Annotated in this window: 27 protein-coding genes; 17 read left to right on the top strand and 10 right to left on the bottom strand. The window is 57.8% G+C overall.

From position 1 onward, the window contains the following. The 11 genes from KRR23_RS01105 (at position 1) to recX (ending at position 8,204) form a co-directional block, all read left to right on the top strand. Positions 1–1,164, top strand: a complete 1,164-nt coding sequence (locus KRR23_RS01105; RefSeq protein ID WP_216741001.1) for a phage tail protein — start codon at positions 1–3, stop codon at positions 1,162–1,164. After that, the gene (locus KRR23_RS01100) at positions 1,161–1,676 is read left to right on the top strand and encodes a phage tail protein (RefSeq protein WP_216741000.1); all 516 of its coding nucleotides are present in this window, start codon (positions 1,161–1,163) and stop codon (positions 1,674–1,676) included. The genes KRR23_RS01105 and KRR23_RS01100 overlap by 4 nt, the downstream gene beginning before the upstream one ends. A 132-nt stretch (positions 1,677–1,808) precedes the next feature. Beyond that, the gene (locus tag KRR23_RS01095; protein WP_216740999.1) at positions 1,809–2,702 is read left to right on the top strand and encodes a phage tail protein; all 894 of its coding nucleotides are present in this window, start codon (positions 1,809–1,811) and stop codon (positions 2,700–2,702) included. A gap of 1 nt (position 2,703) precedes the next feature. Next, the gene (locus KRR23_RS01090) at positions 2,704–3,210 is read left to right on the top strand and encodes a phage tail assembly chaperone (RefSeq protein WP_216740998.1); all 507 of its coding nucleotides are present in this window, start codon (positions 2,704–2,706) and stop codon (positions 3,208–3,210) included. A gap of 22 nt (positions 3,211–3,232) precedes the next feature. After that, the gene (locus KRR23_RS01085; protein WP_216740997.1) at positions 3,233–4,297 is read left to right on the top strand and encodes a phage tail protein; all 1,065 of its coding nucleotides are present in this window, start codon (positions 3,233–3,235) and stop codon (positions 4,295–4,297) included. A 4-nt stretch (positions 4,298–4,301) separates the two neighbouring features. After that, positions 4,302–4,913, top strand: a complete 612-nt coding sequence (locus tag KRR23_RS01080; RefSeq protein ID WP_253911865.1) for a tail fiber assembly protein — start codon at positions 4,302–4,304, stop codon at positions 4,911–4,913. A gap of 14 nt (positions 4,914–4,927) precedes the next feature. Further along, the gene (locus tag KRR23_RS01075) at positions 4,928–5,491 is read left to right on the top strand and encodes a glycoside hydrolase family 19 protein (protein ID WP_216740996.1); all 564 of its coding nucleotides are present in this window, start codon (positions 4,928–4,930) and stop codon (positions 5,489–5,491) included. Continuing rightward, the gene (locus KRR23_RS01070) at positions 5,473–6,009 is read left to right on the top strand and encodes a lysis system i-spanin subunit Rz (RefSeq protein WP_216740995.1); all 537 of its coding nucleotides are present in this window, start codon (positions 5,473–5,475) and stop codon (positions 6,007–6,009) included. Before KRR23_RS01075 ends, KRR23_RS01070 begins: the two co-directional genes overlap by 19 nt. An 82-nt stretch (positions 6,010–6,091) precedes the next feature. After that, positions 6,092–6,592 (top strand): CinA family protein, encoded by a 501-nt coding sequence (locus KRR23_RS01065; RefSeq protein ID WP_216740994.1) that lies wholly within the window; start codon positions 6,092–6,094, stop codon positions 6,590–6,592. Positions 6,593–6,675: 83 nt separating this feature from the next. Beyond that, positions 6,676–7,728, top strand: coding sequence for a recombinase RecA (gene recA, locus KRR23_RS01060; protein ID WP_054595966.1), 1,053 nt, complete (start codon positions 6,676–6,678; stop codon positions 7,726–7,728). Positions 7,729–7,736: 8 nt separating this feature from the next. Further along, a complete protein-coding gene (gene recX, locus KRR23_RS01055) occupies positions 7,737–8,204 on the top strand; it encodes a recombination regulator RecX (protein ID WP_054595967.1) in 468 nt (155 codons plus the stop codon). A 42-nt stretch (positions 8,205–8,246) separates the two neighbouring features. Here recX and KRR23_RS01050 read toward each other — a convergent pair whose 3' ends face one another. Further along, on the bottom strand, positions 8,247–9,368 hold the full coding sequence (locus KRR23_RS01050) for an LOG family protein (RefSeq protein WP_216740993.1): 1,122 nt from the start codon (positions 9,366–9,368) through the stop codon (positions 8,247–8,249). 504 nt (positions 9,369–9,872) lie between these two features. On the opposite strand from KRR23_RS01050, the gene KRR23_RS01045 reads away from it, so the two are divergent. Beyond that, positions 9,873–10,067: a hypothetical protein gene (locus KRR23_RS01045; protein WP_054595969.1), complete on the top strand. Its 195-nt coding sequence runs from the start codon at positions 9,873–9,875 to the stop codon at positions 10,065–10,067. Between the two features lie 8 nt (positions 10,068–10,075). On the opposite strand, the gene KRR23_RS01040 is transcribed toward KRR23_RS01045, so the two are convergent. Beyond that, positions 10,076–10,501 carry a PA3611 family quorum-sensing-regulated virulence factor gene (locus KRR23_RS01040; protein WP_216740992.1) on the bottom strand — a complete coding sequence of 142 codons (426 nt, stop codon included), beginning with the start codon at positions 10,499–10,501 and terminating at the stop codon, positions 10,076–10,078. A 190-nt stretch (positions 10,502–10,691) separates the two neighbouring features. On the opposite strand from KRR23_RS01040, the gene KRR23_RS01035 reads away from it, so the two are divergent. The 3 genes from KRR23_RS01035 to KRR23_RS01025 all read left to right on the top strand — a co-directional run bounded on the left by KRR23_RS01035 (position 10,692) and on the right by KRR23_RS01025 (position 12,765). Continuing rightward, entirely contained in the window at positions 10,692–11,450 is a 759-nt protein-coding gene (locus KRR23_RS01035) for a tRNA-uridine aminocarboxypropyltransferase (protein WP_216740991.1), read from the top strand. Between the two features lie 226 nt (positions 11,451–11,676). Continuing rightward, complete coding sequence (gene erdR / locus KRR23_RS01030; RefSeq protein ID WP_071551583.1) at positions 11,677–12,327, top strand: response regulator transcription factor ErdR; 651 nt, start codon at positions 11,677–11,679, stop codon at positions 12,325–12,327. A 75-nt stretch (positions 12,328–12,402) separates the two neighbouring features. Next, the gene (locus KRR23_RS01025; RefSeq protein ID WP_216740990.1) at positions 12,403–12,765 is read left to right on the top strand and encodes a diacylglycerol kinase; all 363 of its coding nucleotides are present in this window, start codon (positions 12,403–12,405) and stop codon (positions 12,763–12,765) included. A gap of 191 nt (positions 12,766–12,956) precedes the next feature. Here KRR23_RS01025 and KRR23_RS01020 read toward each other — a convergent pair whose 3' ends face one another. After that, complete coding sequence (locus KRR23_RS01020; RefSeq protein WP_024264819.1) at positions 12,957–13,883, bottom strand: LysR family transcriptional regulator; 927 nt, start codon at positions 13,881–13,883, stop codon at positions 12,957–12,959. Between the two features lie 136 nt (positions 13,884–14,019). On the opposite strand from KRR23_RS01020, the gene fpr reads away from it, so the two are divergent. After that, positions 14,020–14,799 (top strand): ferredoxin-NADP reductase, encoded by a 780-nt coding sequence (gene fpr, locus KRR23_RS01015; protein WP_003189055.1) that lies wholly within the window; start codon positions 14,020–14,022, stop codon positions 14,797–14,799. A gap of 143 nt (positions 14,800–14,942) precedes the next feature. Here fpr and tsaA read toward each other — a convergent pair whose 3' ends face one another. The 6 genes from tsaA to rimO form a co-directional block, all read right to left on the bottom strand. Next, a complete protein-coding gene (gene tsaA / locus KRR23_RS01010; RefSeq protein WP_216741333.1) occupies positions 14,943–15,647 on the bottom strand; it encodes a tRNA (N6-threonylcarbamoyladenosine(37)-N6)-methyltransferase TrmO in 705 nt (234 codons plus the stop codon). Positions 15,648–15,836: 189 nt separating this feature from the next. Further along, complete coding sequence (locus KRR23_RS01005; RefSeq protein WP_216740989.1) at positions 15,837–16,607, bottom strand: SDR family oxidoreductase; 771 nt, start codon at positions 16,605–16,607, stop codon at positions 15,837–15,839. Positions 16,608–16,739: 132 nt separating this feature from the next. Continuing rightward, positions 16,740–17,207 carry a DUF1456 family protein gene (locus tag KRR23_RS01000; protein ID WP_019692130.1) on the bottom strand — a complete coding sequence of 156 codons (468 nt, stop codon included), beginning with the start codon at positions 17,205–17,207 and terminating at the stop codon, positions 16,740–16,742. Positions 17,208–17,274: 67 nt separating this feature from the next. Further along, positions 17,275–17,985: an rRNA pseudouridine synthase gene (locus KRR23_RS00995; RefSeq protein WP_216740988.1), complete on the bottom strand. Its 711-nt coding sequence runs from the start codon at positions 17,983–17,985 to the stop codon at positions 17,275–17,277. Between the two features lie 82 nt (positions 17,986–18,067). Further along, on the bottom strand, positions 18,068–18,541 hold the full coding sequence (locus KRR23_RS00990; protein WP_216740987.1) for a GNAT family N-acetyltransferase: 474 nt from the start codon (positions 18,539–18,541) through the stop codon (positions 18,068–18,070). A 115-nt stretch (positions 18,542–18,656) separates the two neighbouring features. Continuing rightward, positions 18,657–19,991 carry a 30S ribosomal protein S12 methylthiotransferase RimO gene (gene rimO / locus KRR23_RS00985; protein WP_216740986.1) on the bottom strand — a complete coding sequence of 445 codons (1,335 nt, stop codon included), beginning with the start codon at positions 19,989–19,991 and terminating at the stop codon, positions 18,657–18,659. Positions 19,992–20,313: 322 nt separating this feature from the next. Here rimO and KRR23_RS00980 point away from each other — a divergent pair, with 322 nt between their 5' ends. Beyond that, positions 20,314–22,218: a potassium transporter Kup gene (locus tag KRR23_RS00980; RefSeq protein ID WP_216740985.1), complete on the top strand. Its 1,905-nt coding sequence runs from the start codon at positions 20,314–20,316 to the stop codon at positions 22,216–22,218. 59 nt (positions 22,219–22,277) lie between these two features. Here the strand turns inward: KRR23_RS00980 and KRR23_RS00975 are convergent, their stop codons facing one another. After that, a complete protein-coding gene (locus tag KRR23_RS00975) occupies positions 22,278–22,604 on the bottom strand; it encodes a DUF3077 domain-containing protein (RefSeq protein ID WP_216740984.1) in 327 nt (108 codons plus the stop codon). Between the last annotated feature and the right edge of the window lie 540 nt (positions 22,605–23,144).

Genomic DNA, 23,144 nt, shown 5'->3' with positions numbered 1-23,144 from the left:
ATGGATTATCCGAAGAGTGTACCCAGCGCCGGGTTGATCAGCGGCAAGTTTGTCGATGAAAACCCGCTGACCGGGACGCCGGGGTCGCTGATTCCAGCGGCGTGGGGTAATGGAGTAACCCAGGAGATTGTGAACGTCATCAAGGCGGGCGAGTTGACCCCGGATGAGACGAAGAACGATCAGCTGTTACAGGCGATTCAGAGCGTCACCGCCAAGGGTTGGAATCAGGATTTGGCGTTGCCGCTTGCGGCGTTGCCTTTGCCGACGGTAGCGACACCTGATGCGCGTCTGCCGGTGACACCGACAGCCATTTCGACCAGTGGCGGGAAAGTATCGATCCCGGCGGGTGTGTACATCAGCATCGGTCAGGAAGTGCTGGCAGGGCAACTCGGCCGGTCCCGGACCTTCATGACAACGGCATGGAGCAGTGCGGATTTGCTGCCGAGTTCGGGGTACTTCCTCAGGGCTCAGGTCATTGGTGGTGCGCTGACGTTCTACATGCAGCGGGGAACTATCTATGACGGTGCCCCTGATTCGCTGAAGGGCACCGTGAATGGGACCGCCGGGGGTGGTTTTCAGTCCACGCCGCTGGACATGTGCCTTGCCTGGGTAGCGACCGGTGTACCCGGAACAGTACCTACGGTACGCCAAATCTATAACCGTGCGCGATTGACCTGGACTCAGACTGTGAATGGCACAGGTGTGGTTTACCTGCCTCTTGATCCACATGCGCGTGCTGCGCGTCTGGTTGCCGGCAACCCTACGCCTTCCCCGACCGCAATCACTACGCTGGCTTTTCCGCAGGCAGGCTGGGTAGGTGGTAATTATTGCTACCTGTCTCCAGTCTCAACGACAAGTTCCAATCATGCTGTGGGCTGGGCCGATCCGGCAAACCCGACCCCCTGCATCCTGTTCACCAGCAATGTTTTAAACGATGTAACGGTATCGGCACTGACCGCCAGTTTTGATCACTCACAACTTCGCTCTCTTTGGCAGGTGTATCAGGCAGAGCACACGCTGGGTTCTACCAGTGCTGAAAGTGATGAGTTGCTGCTCAGTATGGGAATAAAAAGTCACCAGGCGCTCACCGACTACAGCGTCGGCATTGCCGTCAATTTTTCGAACGCCGTAAACGTCAATCTGTCCTGGGAGCTGATCCGATGAAAGTCATTCAGGAAATGCATCAATTCGAAGACGAACTTCGTCCTGTTCAGCCTTCGCAAGCCCATGACTGGGATGGTGCCGAATGGGTGCTGGATCCCGCCAAAGTGACAGCGACGGAGCGCCAGGATGCAGAAGCCCTTTGCTCCCAAGTAGACGCGGCGGCAGACGCCGCCCGTAAGGCTCTGACCGGTGATCCGCTGCGCGCTATGGAATATGCGAGCGCTGCCAACGATGCGCAGGCGTTCAAGGACGCAGGTTATCCCAAAAAAGCCGTCCCGCTGTCCGTGAGCGCGTGGGCCATCAAAGGCCGAACAGCCCAAGAGGCAGCCGACGACATTCTTGGCAAATCGGCCGGGTTCAATAGCAACTTGTTGACCCTGCGCACCCTGCGCTTGAAAGCCAAGGAGCAAATCAGGGCTCAAGTCGCCAAGGGCCGGACAGAACGGGCCAAAGAAGTGTGCGATGCAGCCATTCTGGCCCTGCATAACGTCGTGAGCGATCTGTCGCAGTAGAGCGCAGCGGGTTAGCCCTGGCTCACGATGAGCAAAAGTCTCTTGAAAGACATGTCTGACGCCCACTAACCCAGTGGGCGTTTTTGTTTTCGTTCAAATATTCCGGTCAAACAAGGCTGGAGGATAAACACTATGGACTATCCAAAAAACACACCCGGCATAGGGCTGGTGAATGGCAAGTTTGTCGATGAAAACCCGGTGGCGGGTACACCGGGCTCGTTGATTCCGGCAAGTTGGGGGAATAGCGTCACTCAGGAAATTCTGAGTGTTGTACAGGCCGCAGGTTTGACACCGGATGAAGCGTCGAACAATCAGCTACTGGGAGCACTGCGCGGTTCCAATCTGTTTGTTACACCGCCACAGTTTGATACGGGAAAGTCGGTGGCGACCTCTGCATTTGTGCAGCGTGCACTCGGAAACTATGCAGGTTCACGTGGCATCGCTGCATCAGAGCAACTTACAGTCGCAGACGTTGGTCGTTCGATAGGCATTGGCGGAACGACAAGTTATACGGTGACGTTGCCGGATGTTAATGCGGTTCCTGCTGGCGCGGTGATAAGCCTGCATTGTCGTGCCAGTTCGGTTGTTACTGTGGCCAGTAATTCGGGGGCTCAAATCAGTCCGCAAGGCGCCATGCTCAACAGCATAACGATGACGTCGGGCGAAAATGCGACCTTTGTCAAAGAGTCCGGGGTCTGGACGGTTTACGGTACTGCCAGTCTGAAGTACGCCACCTTGTTCGCCGGTGTTACCGGGGCTTCTGGGTATCAGAAGTATCCGAGTGGCAACATGGATCAGTGGGGTTATGGTGTGACAGATGCGAATGGAGAAATGTATGTGACTTTTCCGGTCTCTTTTCCCAATGCCTGTGTTTCGGTTGTCGCCAATCATGTCGGTGGTGATATCGCAATGGTCATTCTTATTGTTGGTAGCAATACAAAACAAGGTTGCCGACTTAGGGTTCGAAACTATACGGGGCAGATGGCGGCTGGCTGGAGTGTTAATTACATTGCAAAGGGGTATTGAGTTGAACGGTACAGTATTGTTTAGCGCGCGAACACGAGGGGTTTATGTCGTTGGGTTAAATGGGGCGGATATCCCTGACGACGTAATAGAAATTCCCAGGGCATATTGGCTTTCGTTGCTTGAAACATTGGCTGGGTCGCCGAAGATGATCTCTGTGCGTCCTGAAGATGGTTACCCGATTCTTGTTGATCCTCCGTCTGTGTCAGCTGAAGTGTCTGCGTCAAATGAACGCGCGTGGCGCGACTCCGAACTGTTTCAAACCGACGGTTTGGTTGCAAGGCATCGCGACGAGTTGGAGGCGGGCGTTGCAACGACGTTATTCGCCGCAGAGTACGAAAGCCTGCAAGTTTACCGCCGTGACTTGCGCAATTGGCCGGCTACCGAAGATTTTCCCGTACTGACAGCGCGGCCGGTGCTGCTTGCCCCCGTCAGCGTTATGGCTACTCCCGTCAGGAAAGCACGGGTCAGAAAAACGGTGAAACCGGTAGAACCCGCCATCACTCAATAGAAAGCTTATAAGGAGTGGAACATTGGATTATCCAAAGAGTGTCCCCGGCATAGGGCTGGTGAATGGCAAGTTTGTAGATGAAAACCCGGTTGCCGGGACGCCGGGGTCTTTGATTCCCGCGACATGGGGTAACAGTGTTACTCAGGAAATTCTGGCGGTTGTTGCAGGGGCAGGTTTAGTACCGTCTGAAGCTGACAATACTCAGTTGTTGAAGGCGATGCAGTTGATCATGGCGAAAGCCAGTCCGATGAATGCTCTGGTAACAACGGTCTCGGGTTCAAAGCTTTTGGCGGAAAGCGAGCTTGGACTTGTCTTGGTCAACGGAAGCGCAGGGGCAACCACTGTAAGTTTGCCACCTTCCAGTGCGGCTTTAGGTGTTCGTGATGTCATCCTTCGTCGAGTCGACAACACGGGCAATCGGGTGGTCGTACAGGTTTCCGGGACAGACAAAGTTAAATTTCATACGCACTTGTCCGCGCTGGGTTATCCGTTCTTCGTTCTCATGGGCGCTGGAGATTGGTGGCATTTACGTAGTGATGGTCTGGGCAGTTGGTGGCCGGTGGGCAGGTTCGATGCAACCCCTCTGGGGCGTCCGGTTTTTGAAACAACAACGGCGTTCAGCCCAGGTGGTTACGGTGCTTTGAATGGCGCCATTCTCAGTCGTGCCGAATGGCCATGGCTTTGGGATCATGCCCGTGTTTCAGGAATGATGTGGACTGAAGCGACTCGTGTAGGTGCCGAGGGGGGGTGGAGCAGTGGTGATGGCTCTCTTACGTTTCGCGGACCTGAAGGGCGTGGAGAGTTTCTACGGGTCCTGGATGAAGGCCGCGGTATAGATGCCGGTCGCAATCCTGGTGTTGTGCAAAATGATCAAAACCGCGCGCACATTCATACACCCACTGCAGTCGCAGTGGGGGAAGGTGCTGCAAATGGCGCGGTTGTACAGACTTCGATTTGGTCGCTGAGATACACCGCTCCCTATCAACTGGTTGGTACAACCCCTGTTGGTACGGGTTTATCTAATGATGGGGGGGCGGAAGCGCGCCCGCATAACGTGGCTTATCCCGGCCGACTCAAACTGATCTGAGATGATGAATATGAATTACCTGATAGATACTGCGGGGGCCTTGATCGGACCGGTAGAGTTCCCGGTCATACCCGGACTGGGTGCTCAACTACCGGATAATGCTGTAGTGCTGGATCAAGAGCTACCGGCCCCCGGCCCTGGACGTGTTTGGGCCTTTATTGAGGGTAGGCCTAAAGAAACATTGGATCTGCGTGGAGTGGTTTACAGCACCGAAACAGGTGAACCTTTAACGTGGTCCGAGCTAGGAGCGCTCCCCGATACTGTGACTAATGTTGCAAGGCCGGGGCCCTACTTTGTCTGGACGGATTCAGCTTGGCAGCTTGATCAGCAAGTGCAGTTGGCGGCGGCAGTTGTTGCTGCTCAAAATGAACGTGATGTTCTACTACGAGAGGCTTCGATGCGCATCGCGCCGCTTCAATATGCCGTCGATCTGGGTGATGCCACGCAACAGGAGCAATCCGCGCTGCTGGACTGGAAACGCTACTGCGTTGCCTTGAACCGCATCGAACAGCAAGCAGGCTACCCACTTGAAGTCGAGTGGCCGGTTCTGACGTTTTCTGAATCCAGGGAGCCGACGAATTCACTGCGCTCACTCTTCGGCCTTAAACAAAAGTAACTCGAGGACTTCTCATGCCTGTAACAGAAGGGCAACTGCTCAAAATCATGCCCAACGCCCGCTTCCAAGCGGGCGTTTTCGTTTCTGCCCTCAACACCGCCATGACCCGCCACAACATCAACACCCCCAAACGCATCGCCGCGTTCCTTGCACAAATCGGCCATGAGTCGGGGCAGTTGCGTTATGTGCGTGAGTTGGGCAACGACCAGTACCTCAGCAAATACGATACCGGCACGCTGGCCGTCCGCTTGGGCAATACGCCTGAAGCTGACGGTGATGGTCAGCGCTATCGGGGGCGTGGGCTGATTCAGATCACCGGGCGCGATAACTATCGTCGATGCAGCCTTGGACTGTTCGGGGATGAGCGTTTGCTGACCCTGCCTGAGTTGCTCGAGCAGCCTCAATGGGCGGCCGAATCGGCGGCTTGGTTCTGGGAGCTGAACGGTTTGAATGAACTAGCCGATCGTGAACAGTTCAACAGCATCACCCGCCGGATCAACGGCGGGTTGAATGGGCTGGAAGAACGCTTGCAGCTCTGGACACGGGCGAGGGCGGTGTTATGCCAGTCTTCGATCTGATACCGGTTTCTTACCGGGTTATCGGCGTCGCTGTGCTGCTGGCCATTGTGGCTGGCGGTGCCGCGGCGGCGTCCTGGCACCTTCAGGATTGGCGCTACGGTCGGCAACTGGCGGAACAAGCCAGGTTGCACGACGAGGCGCTGAACCAACTGACCCTGGCGGCGGCGAATCAACAGCGCGCCGAACAGGACAAGCGCTTGGCCCTGGAGCAGCGTCTTCAGGCCAGCGATCAAACCTATTCAAAGGCCTTGAGCGATGCACAACGTGATCAAGGTCGCCTGCGCGACCGTCTTGCCACTGCTGATTTGCGCCTGTCAGTCCTTGTCGACCCCCGTGATGCCGACACCAGTTGTGGCGTGTCAGCCGCCTCCGGCACCGGCAGCGTGGGTTATGCAGCCCTACGAGCCCGACTTGAGCCGGCGCATGCTCAACGAATTATCGGCATCACCGACACAGGCGACCGCGGACTGATTGCCTTGCAGGCCTGTCAGGCCTATGTCAGAGCCCTGGCTCATTAACATTTTGATCTAGCCTGCGTCTTGCAAGCGTGATTCGCTCGTGTACGGTAGTGCGCATGCCCGCCTGATCGAGGAGAGAATCGTGAACGAAATCACCCAGCTTGCCGCGCAACTAGGCCGGCGTTTGCAGGTGCTCAATGCCCACGTCAGCACGGCCGAGTCCTGCACCGGTGGCGGGATCGCCGAAGCGATCACCCGGATTGCCGGCAGCTCGGCGTGGTTCGAGGCGGGTTACGTCACCTATTCCAATCGCCAGAAGACCCTGCAACTGAATGTGCCCGCCGAGTTGTTCCCTGAGGTCGGGGCGGTCAGCCGCGAAGTGGTCGAAGCCATGGTGCGTGGTGCCCAGCACAAGAGTCGCGCGCGTTTTGCCGTGGCGGTCAGCGGTATTGCGGGGCCGGACGGCGGTACGCCGAACAAGCCGGTGGGCACCGTGTGCCTCGCATGGGCGGTCGGAGATGCCGTGTATTCGGAGTGCCGATACTTCGCCGGCAACCGCGATGACGTCCGCCGACAAACGGTGAAGGCCGCTCTAGAGGGGTTGCTGCAGTATGCCTCCGGAGAAATCTCAAATGAGGGGTAGGCGATCTCGAAACGCTGTGGAATAATACTGGCTACTTATACAGGTGTTGGCCGTCAGGCCTTATTGATTACGTGAGGACTTTAATGGACGACAACAAGAAGAAAGCCTTGGCTGCGGCCCTGGGTCAGATCGAACGTCAATTCGGCAAGGGTGCCGTAATGCGTATGGGCGATCAGGACCGTCAGGCGATCCCGGCTATTTCCACGGGCTCTCTGGGACTGGACATCGCGCTCGGCATTGGCGGTCTGCCAAAAGGCCGTATCGTTGAAATCTACGGTCCTGAATCCTCCGGTAAAACCACGCTGACACTGTCCGTTATCGCCCAGGCTCAAAAAGCTGGCGCGACCTGCGCATTCGTCGACGCCGAGCACGCCCTGGACCCGGAATACGCCGGCAAACTGGGCGTCAATGTCGATGACCTGCTGGTTTCCCAGCCAGATACCGGCGAGCAAGCCCTGGAAATCACCGACATGCTGGTGCGCTCCAACGCGGTTGACGTGATTATCGTCGACTCCGTGGCGGCCCTGGTTCCGAAGGCTGAAATCGAAGGCGAAATGGGTGACATGCACGTGGGCCTGCAAGCCCGTCTGATGTCCCAGGCGCTGCGTAAAATCACCGGTAACATCAAGAACGCCAACTGCCTGGTGATCTTCATCAACCAGATCCGGATGAAAATCGGCGTGATGTTCGGCAGCCCGGAAACCACCACCGGTGGTAACGCGCTGAAGTTCTACGCTTCGGTTCGTCTGGACATCCGCCGCACTGGCGCGGTGAAAGAAGGCGATGAAGTGGTCGGCAGCGAAACCCGCGTCAAAGTCGTCAAGAACAAAGTGGCTTCGCCGTTCCGTCAGGCCGAGTTCCAGATTCTTTACGGCAAGGGCATCTACCTCAACGGTGAGATGATCGACCTTGGCGTACTGCACGGCTTCGTTGAGAAATCTGGTGCCTGGTATGCCTACAACGGCAGCAAGATCGGCCAGGGCAAAGCCAACTCGGCCAAGTTCCTGCAGGATAACCCGGACATCGCAGCCACTCTTGAGAAGCAGATTCGCGACAAGCTGCTGACGCCGACTCCAGACGTCAAGGCTTCGCCGGTCAAAGAGACTGCCGATGATCTGGCTGACGCTGATATCTGATTGATCCGATGACCGCCGTACTCGATACCCTCGTCGCGGTGCGGCGAACCGCAATGGACCTGCTCGCACGACGCGAGCACGGTCGAGTCGAGCTGACGCGTAAACTGCGTCAGCGCGGCGCTTCTGATGAAATGATCGATACAGCACTCGACCGTCTGACGGAAGAGGGGCTGCTGTCCGAATCCCGATACCTCGAAAGCTTCGTTTCCTACCGTGCCCGTTCCGGCTACGGCCCTTTGCGCATTCGCGAAGAGTTGAGCCAGCGTGGTTTGCAACGTGCCGATATCGAACTTGCCCTGCGTGAAAGCGGAATCAGTTGGCAAGAGAACCTGGAGGAGACCTGGCGACGCAAGTTTGCCGGGCATTTACCGATAGACGCCCGCGAGCGCGCCAAGCAAGGGCGCTTCCTCGCCTATCGGGGATACTCCATGGAAATGATTGGCCGCTTGTTCAGCGGCCGAGGAATGGATGACTGACTGAAAGGGCCCGACTATTGAAATAGTCGGGCTTTTTTTTGCTCAAGTAACCTTGAGCTGTTCCCGTTTGCGCTGTGGCGTCTGAGGCGGCTGAGCCGTGGCCCAGTTTTCCGGCAGGTTGATGTAGTCGACCAGTTCACGCAGGCGTCCGTGATCACGGGCGTTGAACGTGAAGGACAGCCGCACCAGATGACTGAACTGAGCCTCGTCGTGCTCCTCGCCAGCGTAAGTATGTTGATGAAAGTGATCGCTCAGGCACAGGTCGGCAAAGGCCTCCTGTATATGCTCGAGCGCCTGGTCGCTGAGTTTGTGATGCATGCGGATCACGAACTGATGTTTCAGCCAGCGGCTGGAGTGGAAGTTGCTGTAGAACTGATTGATTTCCGCCACAGCGTCATCGACGGTGTACACCAGACGAATCAGCTTCAGGTCGTTCGACAGGATGTAATGGTTGGCCTCCAATTGATTGCGGATGAAGTTCAGCGCACTTTCCCAGAACGTGCCGCCAGGAGCATCCAGCAACACCACGGGAACCAGCGGGCTTTTGCCGGTCTGGATCAGGGTCAGTACTTCCAGGGCTTCGTCCAGCGTGCCGAAGCCGCCCGGGCAGAGCACCAGCGCGTCGGCCTCTTTGACGAAAAACAGTTTGCGGGTAAAGAAAAAGTGAAACGGCAACAGGTTGGCAGTGCCGCCTACGGTCGGATTCGCATGCTGCTCGAAGGGCAGGGTGATATTGAATCCAAGGCTGTTATCCCGGCCTGCGCCCTCATGGGCAGCGGCCATGATGCCGCCGCCGGCACCGGTGATGACCATCAGGTTCGATTGGGCGAGTTTTGCGCCCAGTTCCCGGGCCAGGGCGTACAGTGGATGTTCAACCGGCGTACGTGCCGAGCCGAAAACGGTCACTTTACGCCGTCCCTTGAACTGCTCCAGCACACGGAAGGCGTGCTCAAGCTCGCGCAGGGTTTGCTGGGTGATCTTGGCGTTCCAGCGATTGTGGTCTTCTTGCGCCATGCGCAAGACCGTCAACATCATGTCGCGATAAATCGGAATATTCGGGCTATTGGGTGAAACCAGGTTGAGTTGCTCTTCGATCTTGCTGGTGAGATCGACGCCGATGCTCTGAAAGTGACGCACCAGAAGGTCATTCGGTTGGTAAGGCATTCAACTTCTCCTTCTACACAGAACCTTCGGCTCGAACGAGAAATTCGCCTGAGCCGCGACACCGCTTGTGTCGCTCTCAGCCCGCAAGAGGGCTGGGCACTACACCCGACTCGACCTGACCATGAAGCGTTGAAGTGGCGGTCGAGTCATCCAGACGGGTTCTGCTTATCCCTTGGATGAAAGAAACGTTCGCACGACAGGACTCTGAGTGGGCAGCCCCTTTTCTGCCCCGGACATTAAACACCAATACATTGAATCTAGACGCTTGTGGTGAGTTGCGCTGACTTGATCATGGTCCTCGAAAGTCTTCGCTGGCAATCACTTATTGCGAGTTCACAACCGAGTGTCACCGCTCGTCAGAACCTCTGTCGGACGGCCATGGCTCTGATTTACTCAGTTACAGACACAACACGACAGCATTGCGTCCAGGGCAAGGCGCAAGGCTTCAGGAGCTGTAGGGGATCATCGCGCAATGATTGGCGATCAAGTGCAAGGAGGCAGGCTATGAGCCTGGTGATTCTGGAGGTCGATGCGCAACTGTATCGATTGCTGCAGTCGGCGGCCGCGCGCAATCACGTGAGCCTTGAAGAGGAATGTCGTCGGCGTCTGGAAGGCCAAGAGTGGCGCTCGCCTTATTTGCAGGCGCTGGTGGCAGAGCTGCGCGCCGATGATGAGCAACGACGCGCAGGTTCGCACTGATTAAGCGATTACTTTTTCTTTTGCGCCGATTGCGCAGGGCAATCCGATTCCTGGTAGCTGGCCGAGCCTACAGGGCGGTTGGTTTTGTTTTCCGAAAAGTCGTAACGCATGATCGCGCCCTTGGCCATCAGCTTGCGGTAGTTTGCATTGCGGCAAACGCTGGCGCCCAGTTGCAGATAAACCACTTTCGGGTTGGCACGCATTTCGTCGGCATAGGCGGATTGCACGCTGATGTGGTCGATCAGTTGTTTGCCTTCAACCGTGTAGCCTTGGTCGAGAAGGTTCTCATTGATTTCCCGAGGTAGACCGACGTTACTTTCCGCAGCAACCTTTTCCAGCATCTTGCCCAGATTCAAGTCATTCAGGGAGGCTGCTTGAGCGCTGAAGGGCAGGGCCAGCAGAAGGGCAGCGGTGGGGACGATAAGGCGCAGCATGAAACTCTCCTGGTTCAGTGACTGGTGCTTCGACCAGCCACATGGCGGTGCGTTCAGTGGCGGCGGATTATAGGCGAGCGGGGGGTAGGCGGTACAGGTTTGGGCGAGCTGCTCTGGTAAACTGCCGCGACTTCCTGCCTTGCCGAGTGTTTTTTGTGTCGATATCCCTTCCCTGCGGATGCTGCCTGCGATGAGCGATGCAGCCCCACGTTTTGCCACGAACGCCGTAGCCCGTCTGCGCGATGAGCGAGAAGAGGAGAGCACCAAGCCTTTTCTGGCCCGCGGTTCACGGGCGCCCCGTTGCCATACGTGCCGGGTGATCGAGAGCCACTGCCTGTGTAACTGGCGTCCCCAGGTCGAATCACGGGCCGGTGTTTGCCTGATCATGACCAGGAAGGAAGTGTTCAAACCGAGCAACACCGGCTGGCTGATCGCAGACGTGGTCAGGGATAACTTTGCCTTTATCTGGTCGCGTACCGAGATCGACCCGCAATTGATCAAGCTTTTGTCCGACCCGCAATGGCAGCCTTATCTGGTCTTTCCCGGCGAATACGTTGCTCCCGAACGCGTGACTCATACCGTCGAGGCGACCAGCGAGAAGCGCCCGTTGTTCATCCTGCTGGATGCAACCTGGACCGAGGCGAGGAAGATTTTTCGGAAAAGCCCTTATTTCGACGGGTTTCCGATCCTGAGCCTGCTTCCCGAAAAGCTCTCGCGGTACCGCCTGCGAAGATCTACCCGCAGCGAACACCTGTGCACCGCGGAAGTGGCTGCGTTGTGCCTGGATCTGGCGGGGGATGTAGACGCTGCATCTGCACTGGATGCCTATTTCGATGTGTTCAGCCAGCATTACCTCGATGCCAAGCATCAGCTGGAAATGAATGTCTCGACCCCGGCCCATACAGAATTGCTGCCTTTCGTTGAACGTACAGCGCCGGTCATGTCCTGAGAGTTGCCCATACTGACAGGTAACCACAGGTTTGCGGCTTGACCACCCAGGCTTCGCTGGGCATCCTTGGCGCCGATTGGGGTGCGGACGAAGATTGAAACGCCGGTTTTATCGGCTCTTGGCGTTGAACGTGCCCTGTTGGTGCCGCTGTCTGGCGGTACCTCGAGTTGCCTTGGCGATACCTGAATGCATCAGGTCCGCCATAAAAAACAGGATCATTTGAAAAATGGCCACATACGAAATCCTGATTGCCGATGACCACCCTCTCTTTCGTAGCGCGCTGCACCAGGCCGTGACCCTGGGCCTTGGCCCCGAGGTTCGTCTGGTGGAGGTGGCGAGCATTGCCGAGCTGGAAGCTCGTCTGACCGAAAAGGCTGACTGGGATCTGGTGCTGCTGGACCTGAACATGCCGGGTGCGTACGGGTTCTCCGGGCTGGTGCTGTTGCGCGGTCAATACCCGCAGATCCCGGTGGTGATGGTTTCGGCTCAGGAAGAAGCTTCGATCATGGTGCGTTCCCGTGAATTCGGGGCCAGCGGTTTCATTCCCAAATCCAGTTCACTGGAAGTGATTCAGCAAGCCGTGCGCTCTGTGCTGGATGGCGATGTCTTCTGGCCGCCGCAGGCATTTGAAGCGGTCAGCGTTTCGGACGAGGCCAAGGCTGCCAGCGAAGGCTTGGCCAGTCTGACGCCACAGCAGTTCCGTGTATTGACCATGGTCTGCGAAGGTCTGCTGAACAAGCAGATTGCCTACGAGTTGAGTGTGTCGGAGGCGACGATCAAGGCGCACGTGACGGCGATCTTCCGCAAGTTGGGGGTGCGTACCCGGACTCAGGCGGCGTTGTTGTTGCAACAACTTGAGTCAATTTCGAGCCACTAATGGCGCTTTCATTCACGCTTTTTTAACTTCTGTTGATCTAGCTTTTCTACTTCTTCTGGTTCAGTTGCCTACTTTATGTCGCCTTTCAAAGGTCAAACCGGTCTCAAGCGCATTCTCAATGCAGGTGGTTATTCTCTCGACGGCCTGCGTGCAGCCTTCACTGGCGAAGCCGCTTTCCGTCAACTGGTGCTGCTCAATGTCGTCCTGATTCCGCTGGCGTTTGTGCTGAACGTCAGCCACGTCGAGCGAGCCTTGCTGATTGCCGTCTGCATGCTGGCGCTGATTGTCGAGTTGCTCAATTCGGCCGTGGAAGCGGCAATTGACCGGATTTCCCTCGAGCGGCACCCGTTGTCGAAAAATGCCAAGGACATGGGCAGCGCTGCTCAGTTAATGGCCCTGAGCATGATCGTGATGGTGTGGGCGGTGATTCTGCTCTGACAAAACTGCCTGCGCGTCGACCAGACTGCGTTAAAAACAGGCTCGGACGAACGGAGTGAGAACATCCGAAGGACGGCCCGAAGGGGCCGCGCAGCGGATAATGCTCATTTAGGTGCCTAAAGTCGCGTGCGACCCCAGCCGTTCCTCGCCTGTTTTTGCCTTGCCTGATCGCCGCTCGGCGAGTTTTCACCCTAGGCAATCGTCGGTAGAACGATCTCGTCGCTGCGCTGAACCCCGGCGGTGAAAGCGCGGCACAGGTCGAGAAACTCGCGCATGGCTGACGTCTGATATTTCTGTTTGTGCCAGATGAAATAAAACTGCCGCGCCAGATCCAGATCCGGTGTTTCCACCGCCACCAGACTGCCGCGGCGGAACGCGTCGCGTAGCGCCAACCGCGAAATACAGCCAATTCCCAAGCCGGATTCCACTGCGCGCTTGATCGCTTCGGTGTGTTCCAGCTCAAGCCGGATATTCAAGGCGCTTCGGTGATGACGCATGGCCTGGTCAAAGGTCAGGCGCGTGCCGGAGCCTTGTTCGCGAAGGATCCACGCCTCGTGCGTCAGCTCCTCCATGCTGGCCTGGCCACGGGCGGCCAGCGGATGTTGCGGGGCGCAAAACACCACCAGTTCATCCTCGACCCAGCTTTGTACCTCGATGTCCGGGTGGCTGCAGTCGCCTTCGATTAGACCCAGATCAATTTCATAGTGGGCGACTTGTTGCACGATATTGGCAGTGTTCTGCACATGCAGCTTCACCTGGCTTTCCGGATGACGCTGCATGAAGCTGCCGATCAGTAAGGTCGCCAGGTAGTTGCCGATGGTGAGGGTGGCGCCGACCGCCAGCGAGCCGAAACCGGACTTGCCGTTGAGCAGGTCTTCGATTTCCTTGGCCTGGTCGAGCAAGGCCACCGCTTGCGGCAGCAGTTGTTTGCCCATGGCGTTGAGGCTCAGCCGCTTGCCGGCGCGGTCGAACAGTTGGCAGCTGGATTGGCGCTCGAGTTCGGTGATCGAGGTGCTGGCCGCCGATTGCGAAAGGTTGAGCAGGCCGGCAGCACGAGACACACTCTCTTGCTGAGCGACGGCGACGAAGACTTGAAGTTGACGTAGAGTAAATCGCATATCTATATAACCGATAACCCTTATCTTAATAATCCAGTTAACAGATATTGTCGCTGCCATTAGAATGCGATGCAATTGCGCAGCGCTCTCTTGGCGCAGAGCATGCGCAGACAAAATCTCCAGGAGTCCCCCGTACATGAGCAACATGAACCACGAGCGTGTCCTCAGTGTTCACCACTGGAACGACACTCTGTTCAGCTTCAAGTGCACCCGCGATCCGGGCCTGCGCTTCGAGAACGGCCAGTTCGTGATGATCGGCCTGCAACAGCCCAATGGCCGCCCGCTTATGCGCGCTTACTCGATTGCCAGCCCGAACTGGGAAGAGCATCTGGAGTTCTTCAGCATCAAGGTTCCCGATGGTCCGCTGACTTCCCAGTTGCAACATCTGAAGGAAGGCGACGAGATCATCATCAGCAAAAAACCGACCGGCACCCTGGTGCTGGACGATTTGAAGCCTGGTAAACATCTGTACCTGCTCAGCACCGGCACTGGTCTGGCGCCGTTCATGAGCGTCATCCAGGATCCGGAAACCTACGAGCGTTTCGAAAAAGTGATCCTGTGCCACGGCGTACGTTACGTCAACGAAGTCGCTTACCGCGAGTTCATCACCGAGCACCTGCCGCAGAACGAATTCTTCGGCGAGGCCCTGCGTGACAAGTTGATCTACTACCCGACCGTGACTCGCGAGCCGTTCGAAAACGAAGGTCGTCTGACCGACCTGATGCGCAGCGGCAAGCTGTTCAGCGACATCGGCCTGCCGCCGATCAATCCTGAAGACGACCGTGCCATGCTCTGCGGCAGCCCAAGCATGCTCGACGAAACCAGCGAAGTACTCAACAGCTTCGGCCTGAAAGTTTCGCCGCGTATGCGTGAGCCGGGTGACTACCTGATCGAGCGCGCGTTCGTCGAGAAGTAAGCAGACGCATCATTGAAAAGCCCGCGCTGCCTTTCCAGGCAACGCGGGCTTTTTTTATGGCGCCGTTTTTGTAGGAGCTGCCGCAGGCTGCGATCTTTTGATCTTCTGCCCGCCAGCAAAAAGATCGCAGCCTGCGGCAGCTTCTACGATTGGGGCGCGACCGGGATGACTTCGAGGACGCGAATCAGCCCGGCTTCCGGGTAATGCCAGCGCACGTCCAGATCCCAGAACTGGGCGCCGTATTCGCGTTCGGGTGCAGGCGTCTGGTAAGCCGGGCGTGGGTCTTGCGCCAGGCATTGCTCGATCAGCTCGACCAAGGGCTCATCAAGGCGCTGGGCGTGGGTATGAGCCTGTTGCAATGCAGCATCCGCCCACTGCACCGGAATCAGCTGCGGCGCGGCGCTGGCGATCTCGTTGGACGCACCCGGGATGATATCGGCGTAGGGCACGTAGGGTTTGATATCGAGAATCGGCGTACCGTCCAGCAGGTCAATGCCGGAGATCCACAGGCGATTGGCTTCAACCTTGTCCAGCTTGACCACCGATTGACCAATGCCATTGGGTCGATGGGTCGCGCGCGTCGCGAACACGCCCATAGACTTGTTGCCGCCCAGGCGCGGTGGGCGGACTTTGAGTCGCGGCTTGTCTTCCAGTGCCTGATGGAACAGGAACAGCAGCCAGACATGGCTGACCTGCTCCAGGCCTTGCACCGCATCACCCTGATCGAACGGTGCCACCAACTCCAGAATGCCGCGAGCGGCCGGAGCCAGTTGTGGCTGACGCGGAATGGCGAACTTCTCCTTGAAGCAGGAGCGCACAAAGCCGATCGGGGAAACGCTGTAGGTCATGGTGTGGAGTCGAGACGGGAAAGAGGTGGGCATGATAACCCACGCTGCCTCTGTGGCGAGGGAGCTTGCTCCCGCTGGGGTGCGAAGCGCCCCCAAAACCTGTGACCGAGTCCTTCCCGATCAATTAAGGTGCCAATTTTACGGCTGCTGCGCAGCCGAACGGGAGCAAGCTCCCTCGCCACAAGAGCGTCAGAGGCTGAACCCGCCATCCAGTGGAATGATGTTCCCGGTCATGTAGGCCCCGGCGGTACTCGCCAGACTGATGGCCAGTGCGGCCATTTCTTCTTCGCGGCCCCAGCGTTTCATCGGGATCAGTGCCGTGTCTTCGGCCAGCGCCTGTTCATCGTTGCCGATGTGCTGGGTCATTTTGCTCGGGAAGCGCCCGGGGGCGATAACGTTGACATTGATGTGCTGGCCGACCAGTTCGCGGGCAAGAATTCGCGACAGTTGATGTAAGGCCGCCTTGCTCGGGCCGTAGGCATACGCCTGTTCGCCGAAGGACGAAATCCCGGCCACCGAACCGATATTGATGATCCGCGCTGGATTGGCGGCCGAGCCAGCCTTGCGCAACAGCGGCAGCAATTGCTGGATGCAGTTGAACACCGAGGTCACGTTGAGCTGCATGACTTTCTCCCAGCCCTTGACCGGGTAGCTTTCCAGCGGTGCGCCCCAGGTGGTGCCGGCGTTGTTCACCAGAATATCCAGATGGCCGATCTGTTCGCCCAAGTGAGCGGCCAATTGCTGGACAGCTTCTTCATGGGCCAGGTTCGCAGCCACCCCGTGGCAAACCCCGAAGGCGCTCAGTTCCTCTGCGGTTTGTTGGCAGGCTTGCGCATCGCGGGCACACACGTAAACGGTAGCGCCAGCCTCGACGAAAGCTTTGGCGATCATTTTGCCGATACCACGGGTGCCGCCGGTCACCAGGGCGGTGCGGCCTTGCAGGGAAAAATATGGATGCATGGCGAATCCTGAGCGCTGTAGGGGAGTGCTTACCCTAGTCGTCAGGAGCAAGAAGCGGAGCCACTATTGTCGAGCGGAATGGACGTTCATGCGTACCTGCGGTGACCGAGGCGGTCACCGCAAGTCAGGGGATCAGCCGCGAACGCGCAGGGTCAGGCCCTTGAGGAAGTTGCGCAGCAACTGGTCGCCGCATGGGCGGTAGTTGGTGTGGCCGAACTTGCGGAACAGTGCGCTCAGCTCAGGCTTGGAGACCGGGAATTCGGCGGCCTTGAGGATCGCGTGCATGTCGTCTTCTTTCAGTTCGAAGGCCACGCGCAGTTTCTTCAGGATGATGTTGTTGGTGACTGGCAGCTCGATCGGCTGCGGCGGACGGCTTTCGTCCTTACCGCGCTTGAAGAACACCAGGCCATCGAGGAAGTGCGCCATGACCTCGTCCGGGCAACGTACGAAGCCTTCTTCGTCTTCTTCTTTCTTGTCGAGGTACGTCACCAGGTCGGGCAGGGTGACATCCATGCCGCCGAGCTTGATGATCTCGATGACTTTTTTGTCGCTGATGTCGAGCATGTAGCGCACGCTGCGCAGTACGTCGTTATGAATCATGTGTGCAGTCCTGATCATTCAGCTGTGGGCGTTGCCGTTAACGGCGACGCCGAAATGTGTGGCGGCCTTAGAATTTCTCTTTGGCAGACAGATAGCGCCATTGGCCCAGCGGCACTTTGCCGATGGAAACACCGCCGATACGGATGCGGCGGATGGCGACGACCTTGAGGCCGACAGCCTGGCAGAGCAGGGCGATGATCCCCGGTTGCGGGTTTTTCATCGCGAAGCGCAGGCGATTTTCGTTCTGCCAACTGGCTTTGACCGCTGGCAGTTCCTTGCCTTTGTACGACAGGCCGTGGGTCAGGCGGTTGAGCCCGTGAGCGACCATGTCACCTTCGACCTCGACCACATACTCTTGCTCGATCTTGCTGGCATCGGCAGTGAGTTTGCGCAGGATCTTCCAGTCCTGGGTGAACACCAGCAGCCCGCTGGCGTTGGCCTGCAGGTCGGCGCTGGCGGTCAGGCGCAGGAAGTGGCCCTTGAGCGGACGTTTGCTGAAGCGGTGTTCTTCGCTCAGGGTCTCGGGGCCGATCAGTTGCAGCGCGGTCTCGGCATCCATGCCCGCTGGCGCGTGCAGCAGGATGGTTACCGGTTCCGGTGCGGTGGCCTTGGCTTCGGGGTCGAGTTCGACTTTCTGGGTGTCGACCTTGAACTGCGGCTCATCGATGACTTCGCCGTCCACGGTGACCCAGCCGCCCTCAATGAACAGCTCAGCCTCCCGACGGGAGCAGCCGACGAGCTCGATGAGGCGTTTGGAGAGACGAATCGGGTCAGTCATGACAGGGGCCGTTACAAAAGGGGGGAGGCATTGTACCTGCCTCGCGCCGGTTAATCGCGGGTCCATTTGCCTTGTGTGGCTTTTAGCCGCGCCGGGCCTGTTGATTGGCCTGCTTCAAACGCATGTGCAGCAGCGGATATGGCTGGCCCATGCCATCGACCTCCGAGCGTCCGATGACTTCGAAACCCTGTTTGAAATAAAACCCCAAGGCTTGCGGGTTTTGTTCGTTGACGTCCAGTTCATCGGCGTTGAGGTGCTCCATGGCGTAGTGCAGCAGTTGTTTGCCCAGGCCCTCGCCGCGATGTTCGGGGGCGATAAAGAGCATTTCGATCTTGCCTGCCGCAACGCCGGCGAACCCGGTGATGTGCTGGTGCCGGTCGCGGGTACAGATCAGCATGACGGCATCCAGATAGCGGGTAAGCACCAGGTTTTTCAGCCGCTCGATGTAACTGTCCGGTAAAAAATCATGTGTGGCGCGGACCGACGCCTCCCAGACCCGGGTCAGTTCTTCATAGTCGCTGTGTTTCGGTGTGTGGATGACCGAATGATGGCGCATGCCCGCCTGCCCCTTGTGCCGTGAGTGAGGTTGAATCCTCTTGCTGAACAATACGATAGACGTAAAAAAGCCCCGCATCTCGCGAAGAGAGCGGGGCTTTTCATATTTTTTTCGTTTAGATCTGTTCAGCCCACAGGTCGTATTCGTCGGCGTCGGTCACTTTGCACCAGACCTTGTCGCCTGGCTTGAGGTTGCTGCCGTTGTCGATGAATACGTTGCCGTCGATTTCCGGGGCGTCGAAGAAGCAACGGCCGACCGCGCCTTGCTCGTCGACTTCATCGACCAGCACTTCGATTTCACGGCCGATGCGCATTTGCAGGCGCGCCGAGCTGATGGCCTGCTGGTGCGCCATGAAGCGATCCCAGCGGTCTTGCTTGACCTCATCCGCAACGATCTCCAGGTCCAGATCGTTGGCCGGGGCGCCTTCAACCGGCGAGTACTGGAAGCAGCCGACGCGGTCGAGCTGGGCTTCGGTCAGCCAGTTCAGCAGGTACTGGAAGTCTTCTTCGGTTTCGCCGGGGAAGCCGACGATGAAGGTCGAACGGATGATCAGGTCCGGGCAGATCTCGCGCCAGTTCTTGATGCGCGCCAGGGTCTTGTCTTCAAACGCTGGACGTTTCATCGCCTTGAGCACTTTCGGGCTGGCGTGCTGGAACGGGATGTCCAGGTACGGCAGGATTTTCCCGGCGGCCATCAGCGGGATCAGCTCATCGACATGCGGGTACGGGTAAACGTAGTGCAGACGAACCCAGACGCCAAGGGTGCTGAGCGCTTCGCAAAGTTCGGTCATGCGGGTTTTCACCGGCGCGCCGTTCCAGAAGCCGGTGCGGTACTTGACGTCAACGCCGTAGGCGCTGGTGTCCTGGGAAATCACCAGCAGCTCTTTGACGCCGGATTTGACCAGGCGCTGGGCTTCGTCGAGCACATCGCCCACCGGACGGCTGACCAGTTTGCCGCGCATCGACGGGATGATGCAGAAGCTGCAGCTGTGGTTGCAGCCTTCGGAAATCTTCAGGTAGGCGTAGTGACGCGGTGTCAGCTTGATGCCTTGCGGCGGCACCAGGTCGATCAGCGGGTTGTGATCCTTGCGCGGTGGCACGACGTCGTGCACGGCGTTGACCACTTGCTCGTACTGCTGCGGACCGGTGACGGCCAGCACGCTCGGGTGTACGTTGCGGATGTTGCCTTCTTCGACACCCATGCAGCCGGTGACGATGACCTTGCCGTTTTCCTTGATGGCTTCGCCGATCACTTCAAGGGATTCGGCCTTGGCCGAGTCGATGAAGCCGCAGGTGTTGACCACCACGACATCGGCGTCCTGATAGGTGGACACGACGTCATAGCCTTCCATGCGCAGTTGGGTGAGGATGCGCTCGGAGTCGACCAGTGCTTTCGGGCAACCCAGGGATACGAAACCAACTTTAGGGTTGGCCGGCGTTGTGGTGGACATGTCTAACCTCGGTGTTTTGTGACGCCTCCAGCCGACAACGGCAAGGCGACAGACGGGCGCTTGACGCGCCTCTGATCAAAAAGTGCGCAATTCTAGCGGTGGTCAGCGTACTTGACCAGCTTTATGGAGGGAAATACGACGAGTGCTGCGCTATGCTTCGCGCCGTTACACCCAGGCGTATTTTTTCAGTCAATAAATCGCCTGTATCAATAAGTAAAACAGCGCATGCTGCACGGCAGTCTGCGCAGATTGGCAAAGCGCAGGCACTTGTTCGTGTCGCGCTTTTTACATGAAGCCCCGGTCTTGGTGGCAGGAGTGGTTGATGGGTCAGGCAAGTAGTCAGGCAGTAGGCTCAGCGCATTCCGGGGCAGCAAAGCCCTTGGGAATGTTGGTGGCGGCGGTCGGGGTGGTTTATGGCGATATCGGTACCAGCCCGCTCTATACCCTCAAAGAGGTGTTTACCGGCGGCTATGGGGTGCAAGCCAACCATGACGGAGTATTCGGGATTCTGGCGCTGATTTTCTGGTCGCTGATCTGGGTCGTCTCAATCAAGTACGTGTTGTTCATTCTGCGTGCCGACAACCAGGGCGAAGGCGGGATCATGGCCCTGACCGCGCTGGCGCGGCGAGCCTCGGCATCGTATCCGCGGCTGCAATCGGTGCTGGTGATCCTCGGTCTGATCGGCGCTGCGTTGTTCTACGGCGACAGCATGATCACCCCGGCGATTTCCGTATTGTCGGCGGTGGAAGGTCTGGAGCTGGCATTCGAGGGCCTCGAACGCTGGGTCGTGCCGTTGTCGCTGATCGTACTGGTGGGGTTGTTCCTGATTCAGAAACACGGCACTGACCGCATCGGCAAGTTGTTCGGTCCGGTGATGGTGTTGTGGTTCGTGGTGCTCGGTGTCATGGGAGCGCTTGGCATTTCCCGGTATCCAGAAGTGTTGCAAGCGCTGAATCCGATCTGGGGTGTGCGCTTTTTCGAGGTTCATCCTGGCATAGGTATCGCGATCCTTGGCGCGGTGGTGCTGTCGTTGACCGGTGCTGAAGCGTTGTATGCGGACATGGGCCACTTTGGTCGCAAGCCGATTGCCCGTGCCTGGTTCGCGTTGGTGCTGCCGGCGCTGGTGCTCAACTACTTTGGCCAGGGCGCCTTGCTGCTGGAAAACCCGGATGCCGCGCGTAACCCGTTCTATCTGCTGGCACCGGGCTGGGCATTGATTCCCTTGGTGGTGTTGTCGACGCTGGCAACGGTGATCGCTTCCCAGGCGGTGATTTCCGGTGCGTTCTCCCTGACCCGTCAGGCGATTCAACTCGGTTACATTCCACGCATGCACGTTCAGCACACCTCAAGCGCCGAGCAAGGCCAGATTTATATCGGGGCGGTGAACTGGACGCTGATGGTCGGTGTGATCCTGCTGGTAATCGGCTTCGGGTCGTCCAACGCGCTCGCCTCGGCCTACGGCGTGGCGGTGACCGGGACCATGTTGATCACCAGCATTCTGGTGGCGGCGGTGATGTTGCTGTTGTGGAAATGGTCGCCGATCCTGACAGTGCCGATCCTGGTCGGCTTCCTGCTGGTGGACGGGCTGTACTTCGCTGCCAACGTGCCTAAAATCGTGCAGGGCGGTGCCTTCCCGGTATTGGCGGGGATTGTGCTGTTTATCCTCATGACCACCTGGAAGCGCGGTAAAGAGCTGCTGGTGGATCGACTGGATGAGGGCGGTCTGCCGTTGCCGATTTTCATCAGCAGTATTCGCGTGCAGCCACCTCACCGGGTCCAGGGTACGGCAGTGTTCCTGACTGCGCGGCCGGATGCGGTGCCCCATGCGTTGTTGCACAACTTGCTGCACAACCAGGTGCTGCATGAGCAGGTGGTGTTGCTGACGGTGGTTTACGAGGACATTCCGCGAGTGCCGACACAGCGACGGTTTGAGGTCGACTCCTACGGTGAGGGCTTCTACCGGGTGATCCTGCACTTCGGCTTTACGGACGAACCGGATGTGCCGCAAGCGCTGAAGCTGTGCCATCTCGATGAGCTGGACTTCAGCCCGATGCGTACGACGTACTTCCTCAGCCGGGAAACGGTCATCACCTCCAAGCTTGTCGGCATGGCTCGCTGGCGTGAGGCGTTGTTCGCCTTCATGCTGAAAAACGCCAACGGCAACTTGCGGTTCTTCAAGTTGCCGGTGAACCGGGTGATTGAGCTGGGTACACAGGTAGAAATGTAAGCCTCACAAAAAGCCCCCGTTGCCAGTTTGGTAACGGGGGCTTTTTCGTCTCTGTGCCTTTAGTTGCTTTCAGGCCGCGGGTCTTCGGATTTGGTCTTTGTCCGGGCAGGTCGCGGGGTCAGGACCTTTACCACATCATCAATCACCGCCTTACTCATTGCCGTCAGATAATGCGCGGCCCAGGCATGGCGGTCGGTGTCTTTTGCGAAGGCGGCATCCTGAGCAAATGATCTGGCGAGAAACAGCAGATCGGAAGCCTGTGACAATGCATCAACGATGGGAACACCGGCGCGGACGTTGAATAAGGCCTGGTCCGAGCAGTAGATGAGAGGGGTCAAGCCGATGGTTTTCAGTTCTGAAGGTGAGGACGTATCTACTTTGGTCATGTGTAATTCCTAATTTGAGGGAGCTGTCACATTCGTTTCCAAGCGAATGGGTGACGGCTGTGCGCAGGTTGGAAAACCGGAAAATTAGGAAACCGGCACGTCCGAAGACGTCCCGCGCACAGCCGCCATGACTCAAGAGCGCAGGCTAAGAAGCCTTTGCAATCGTGAAGGGTACGCTGTTGTAGCTAATTTCGACGGGTTTCCAAGCCCGATCGCTGAATGGTCAGCGACGTCCGGAGAGTATCCCGTCGAAGAAAAGCGCAACAAGGCATCAAAGTGCCCATATACGAGATTCGGAGTTTGCCTACAACGTCTGCGGGCGTCATCCGATATTGCGGCACCTTAAGTAAACGAAAGTAAACGCGGCGAGCGATTTACAAGTCGTTGGGTGCTTGAGCAGTTGTTTTTCCAGCGATAGTGCGTTGACTGTTCATTTGGCCTCGGTTAGCGACTGTCCTTGGTCCTGGGACTGAGGACAGTGCTCACAAAAAAGCCCCCGCTACCTTGCTGCAACGGGGGCTTCTGGTTGAGCTCGGCTCA

This window comes from Pseudomonas sp. CVAP#3 (assembly GCF_018986375.1).
GTDB classification, from domain to species: Bacteria; Pseudomonadota; Gammaproteobacteria; order Pseudomonadales; family Pseudomonadaceae; genus Aquipseudomonas; species Aquipseudomonas helvetica.
The sequence above is the reverse complement of the archived record's forward strand: the minus strand, read 5'-3'. Positions and strand labels throughout refer to the sequence as shown.

Bases quoted from the DNA above. Each gene is read 5' to 3' on its own strand.
- KRR23_RS01105 (WP_216741001.1), top strand. From the start codon at position 1: ATGGATTATCCGAAGAGTGTACCCAGCGCCGGGTTGATCAGCGGCAAG.
- KRR23_RS01100 (WP_216741000.1), top strand. From the start codon at position 1,161: ATGAAAGTCATTCAGGAAATGCATCAATTCGAAGACGAACTTCGTCCT.
- KRR23_RS01095 (WP_216740999.1), top strand. From the start codon at position 1,809: ATGGACTATCCAAAAAACACACCCGGCATAGGGCTGGTGAATGGCAAG.
- KRR23_RS01080 (WP_253911865.1), top strand. From the start codon at position 4,302: ATGAATATGAATTACCTGATAGATACTGCGGGGGCCTTGATCGGACCG.
- KRR23_RS01075 (WP_216740996.1), top strand. From the start codon at position 4,928: ATGCCTGTAACAGAAGGGCAACTGCTCAAAATCATGCCCAACGCCCGC.
- KRR23_RS01070 (WP_216740995.1), top strand. From the start codon at position 5,473: ATGCCAGTCTTCGATCTGATACCGGTTTCTTACCGGGTTATCGGCGTC.
- recA (WP_054595966.1), top strand. From the start codon at position 6,676: ATGGACGACAACAAGAAGAAAGCCTTGGCTGCGGCCCTGGGTCAGATC.
- recX (WP_054595967.1), top strand. From the start codon at position 7,737: ATGACCGCCGTACTCGATACCCTCGTCGCGGTGCGGCGAACCGCAATG.
- KRR23_RS01050 (WP_216740993.1), bottom strand. From the start codon at position 9,368: ATGCCTTACCAACCGAATGACCTTCTGGTGCGTCACTTTCAGAGCATC.
- KRR23_RS01045 (WP_054595969.1), top strand. From the start codon at position 9,873: ATGAGCCTGGTGATTCTGGAGGTCGATGCGCAACTGTATCGATTGCTG.
- KRR23_RS01040 (WP_216740992.1), bottom strand. From the start codon at position 10,501: ATGCTGCGCCTTATCGTCCCCACCGCTGCCCTTCTGCTGGCCCTGCCC.
- KRR23_RS01035 (WP_216740991.1), top strand. From the start codon at position 10,692: ATGAGCGATGCAGCCCCACGTTTTGCCACGAACGCCGTAGCCCGTCTG.
- erdR (WP_071551583.1), top strand. From the start codon at position 11,677: ATGGCCACATACGAAATCCTGATTGCCGATGACCACCCTCTCTTTCGT.
- KRR23_RS01025 (WP_216740990.1), top strand. From the start codon at position 12,403: ATGTCGCCTTTCAAAGGTCAAACCGGTCTCAAGCGCATTCTCAATGCA.
- KRR23_RS01020 (WP_024264819.1), bottom strand. From the start codon at position 13,883: ATGCGATTTACTCTACGTCAACTTCAAGTCTTCGTCGCCGTCGCTCAG.
- fpr (WP_003189055.1), top strand. From the start codon at position 14,020: ATGAGCAACATGAACCACGAGCGTGTCCTCAGTGTTCACCACTGGAAC.
- tsaA (WP_216741333.1), bottom strand. From the start codon at position 15,647: ATGACCTACAGCGTTTCCCCGATCGGCTTTGTGCGCTCCTGCTTCAAG.
- KRR23_RS01005 (WP_216740989.1), bottom strand. From the start codon at position 16,607: ATGCATCCATATTTTTCCCTGCAAGGCCGCACCGCCCTGGTGACCGGC.
- KRR23_RS01000 (WP_019692130.1), bottom strand. From the start codon at position 17,207: ATGATTCATAACGACGTACTGCGCAGCGTGCGCTACATGCTCGACATC.
- KRR23_RS00995 (WP_216740988.1), bottom strand. From the start codon at position 17,985: ATGACTGACCCGATTCGTCTCTCCAAACGCCTCATCGAGCTCGTCGGC.
- KRR23_RS00990 (WP_216740987.1), bottom strand. From the start codon at position 18,541: ATGCGCCATCATTCGGTCATCCACACACCGAAACACAGCGACTATGAA.
- rimO (WP_216740986.1), bottom strand. From the start codon at position 19,991: ATGTCCACCACAACGCCGGCCAACCCTAAAGTTGGTTTCGTATCCCTG.
- KRR23_RS00980 (WP_216740985.1), top strand. From the start codon at position 20,314: ATGGGTCAGGCAAGTAGTCAGGCAGTAGGCTCAGCGCATTCCGGGGCA.
- KRR23_RS00975 (WP_216740984.1), bottom strand. From the start codon at position 22,604: ATGACCAAAGTAGATACGTCCTCACCTTCAGAACTGAAAACCATCGGC.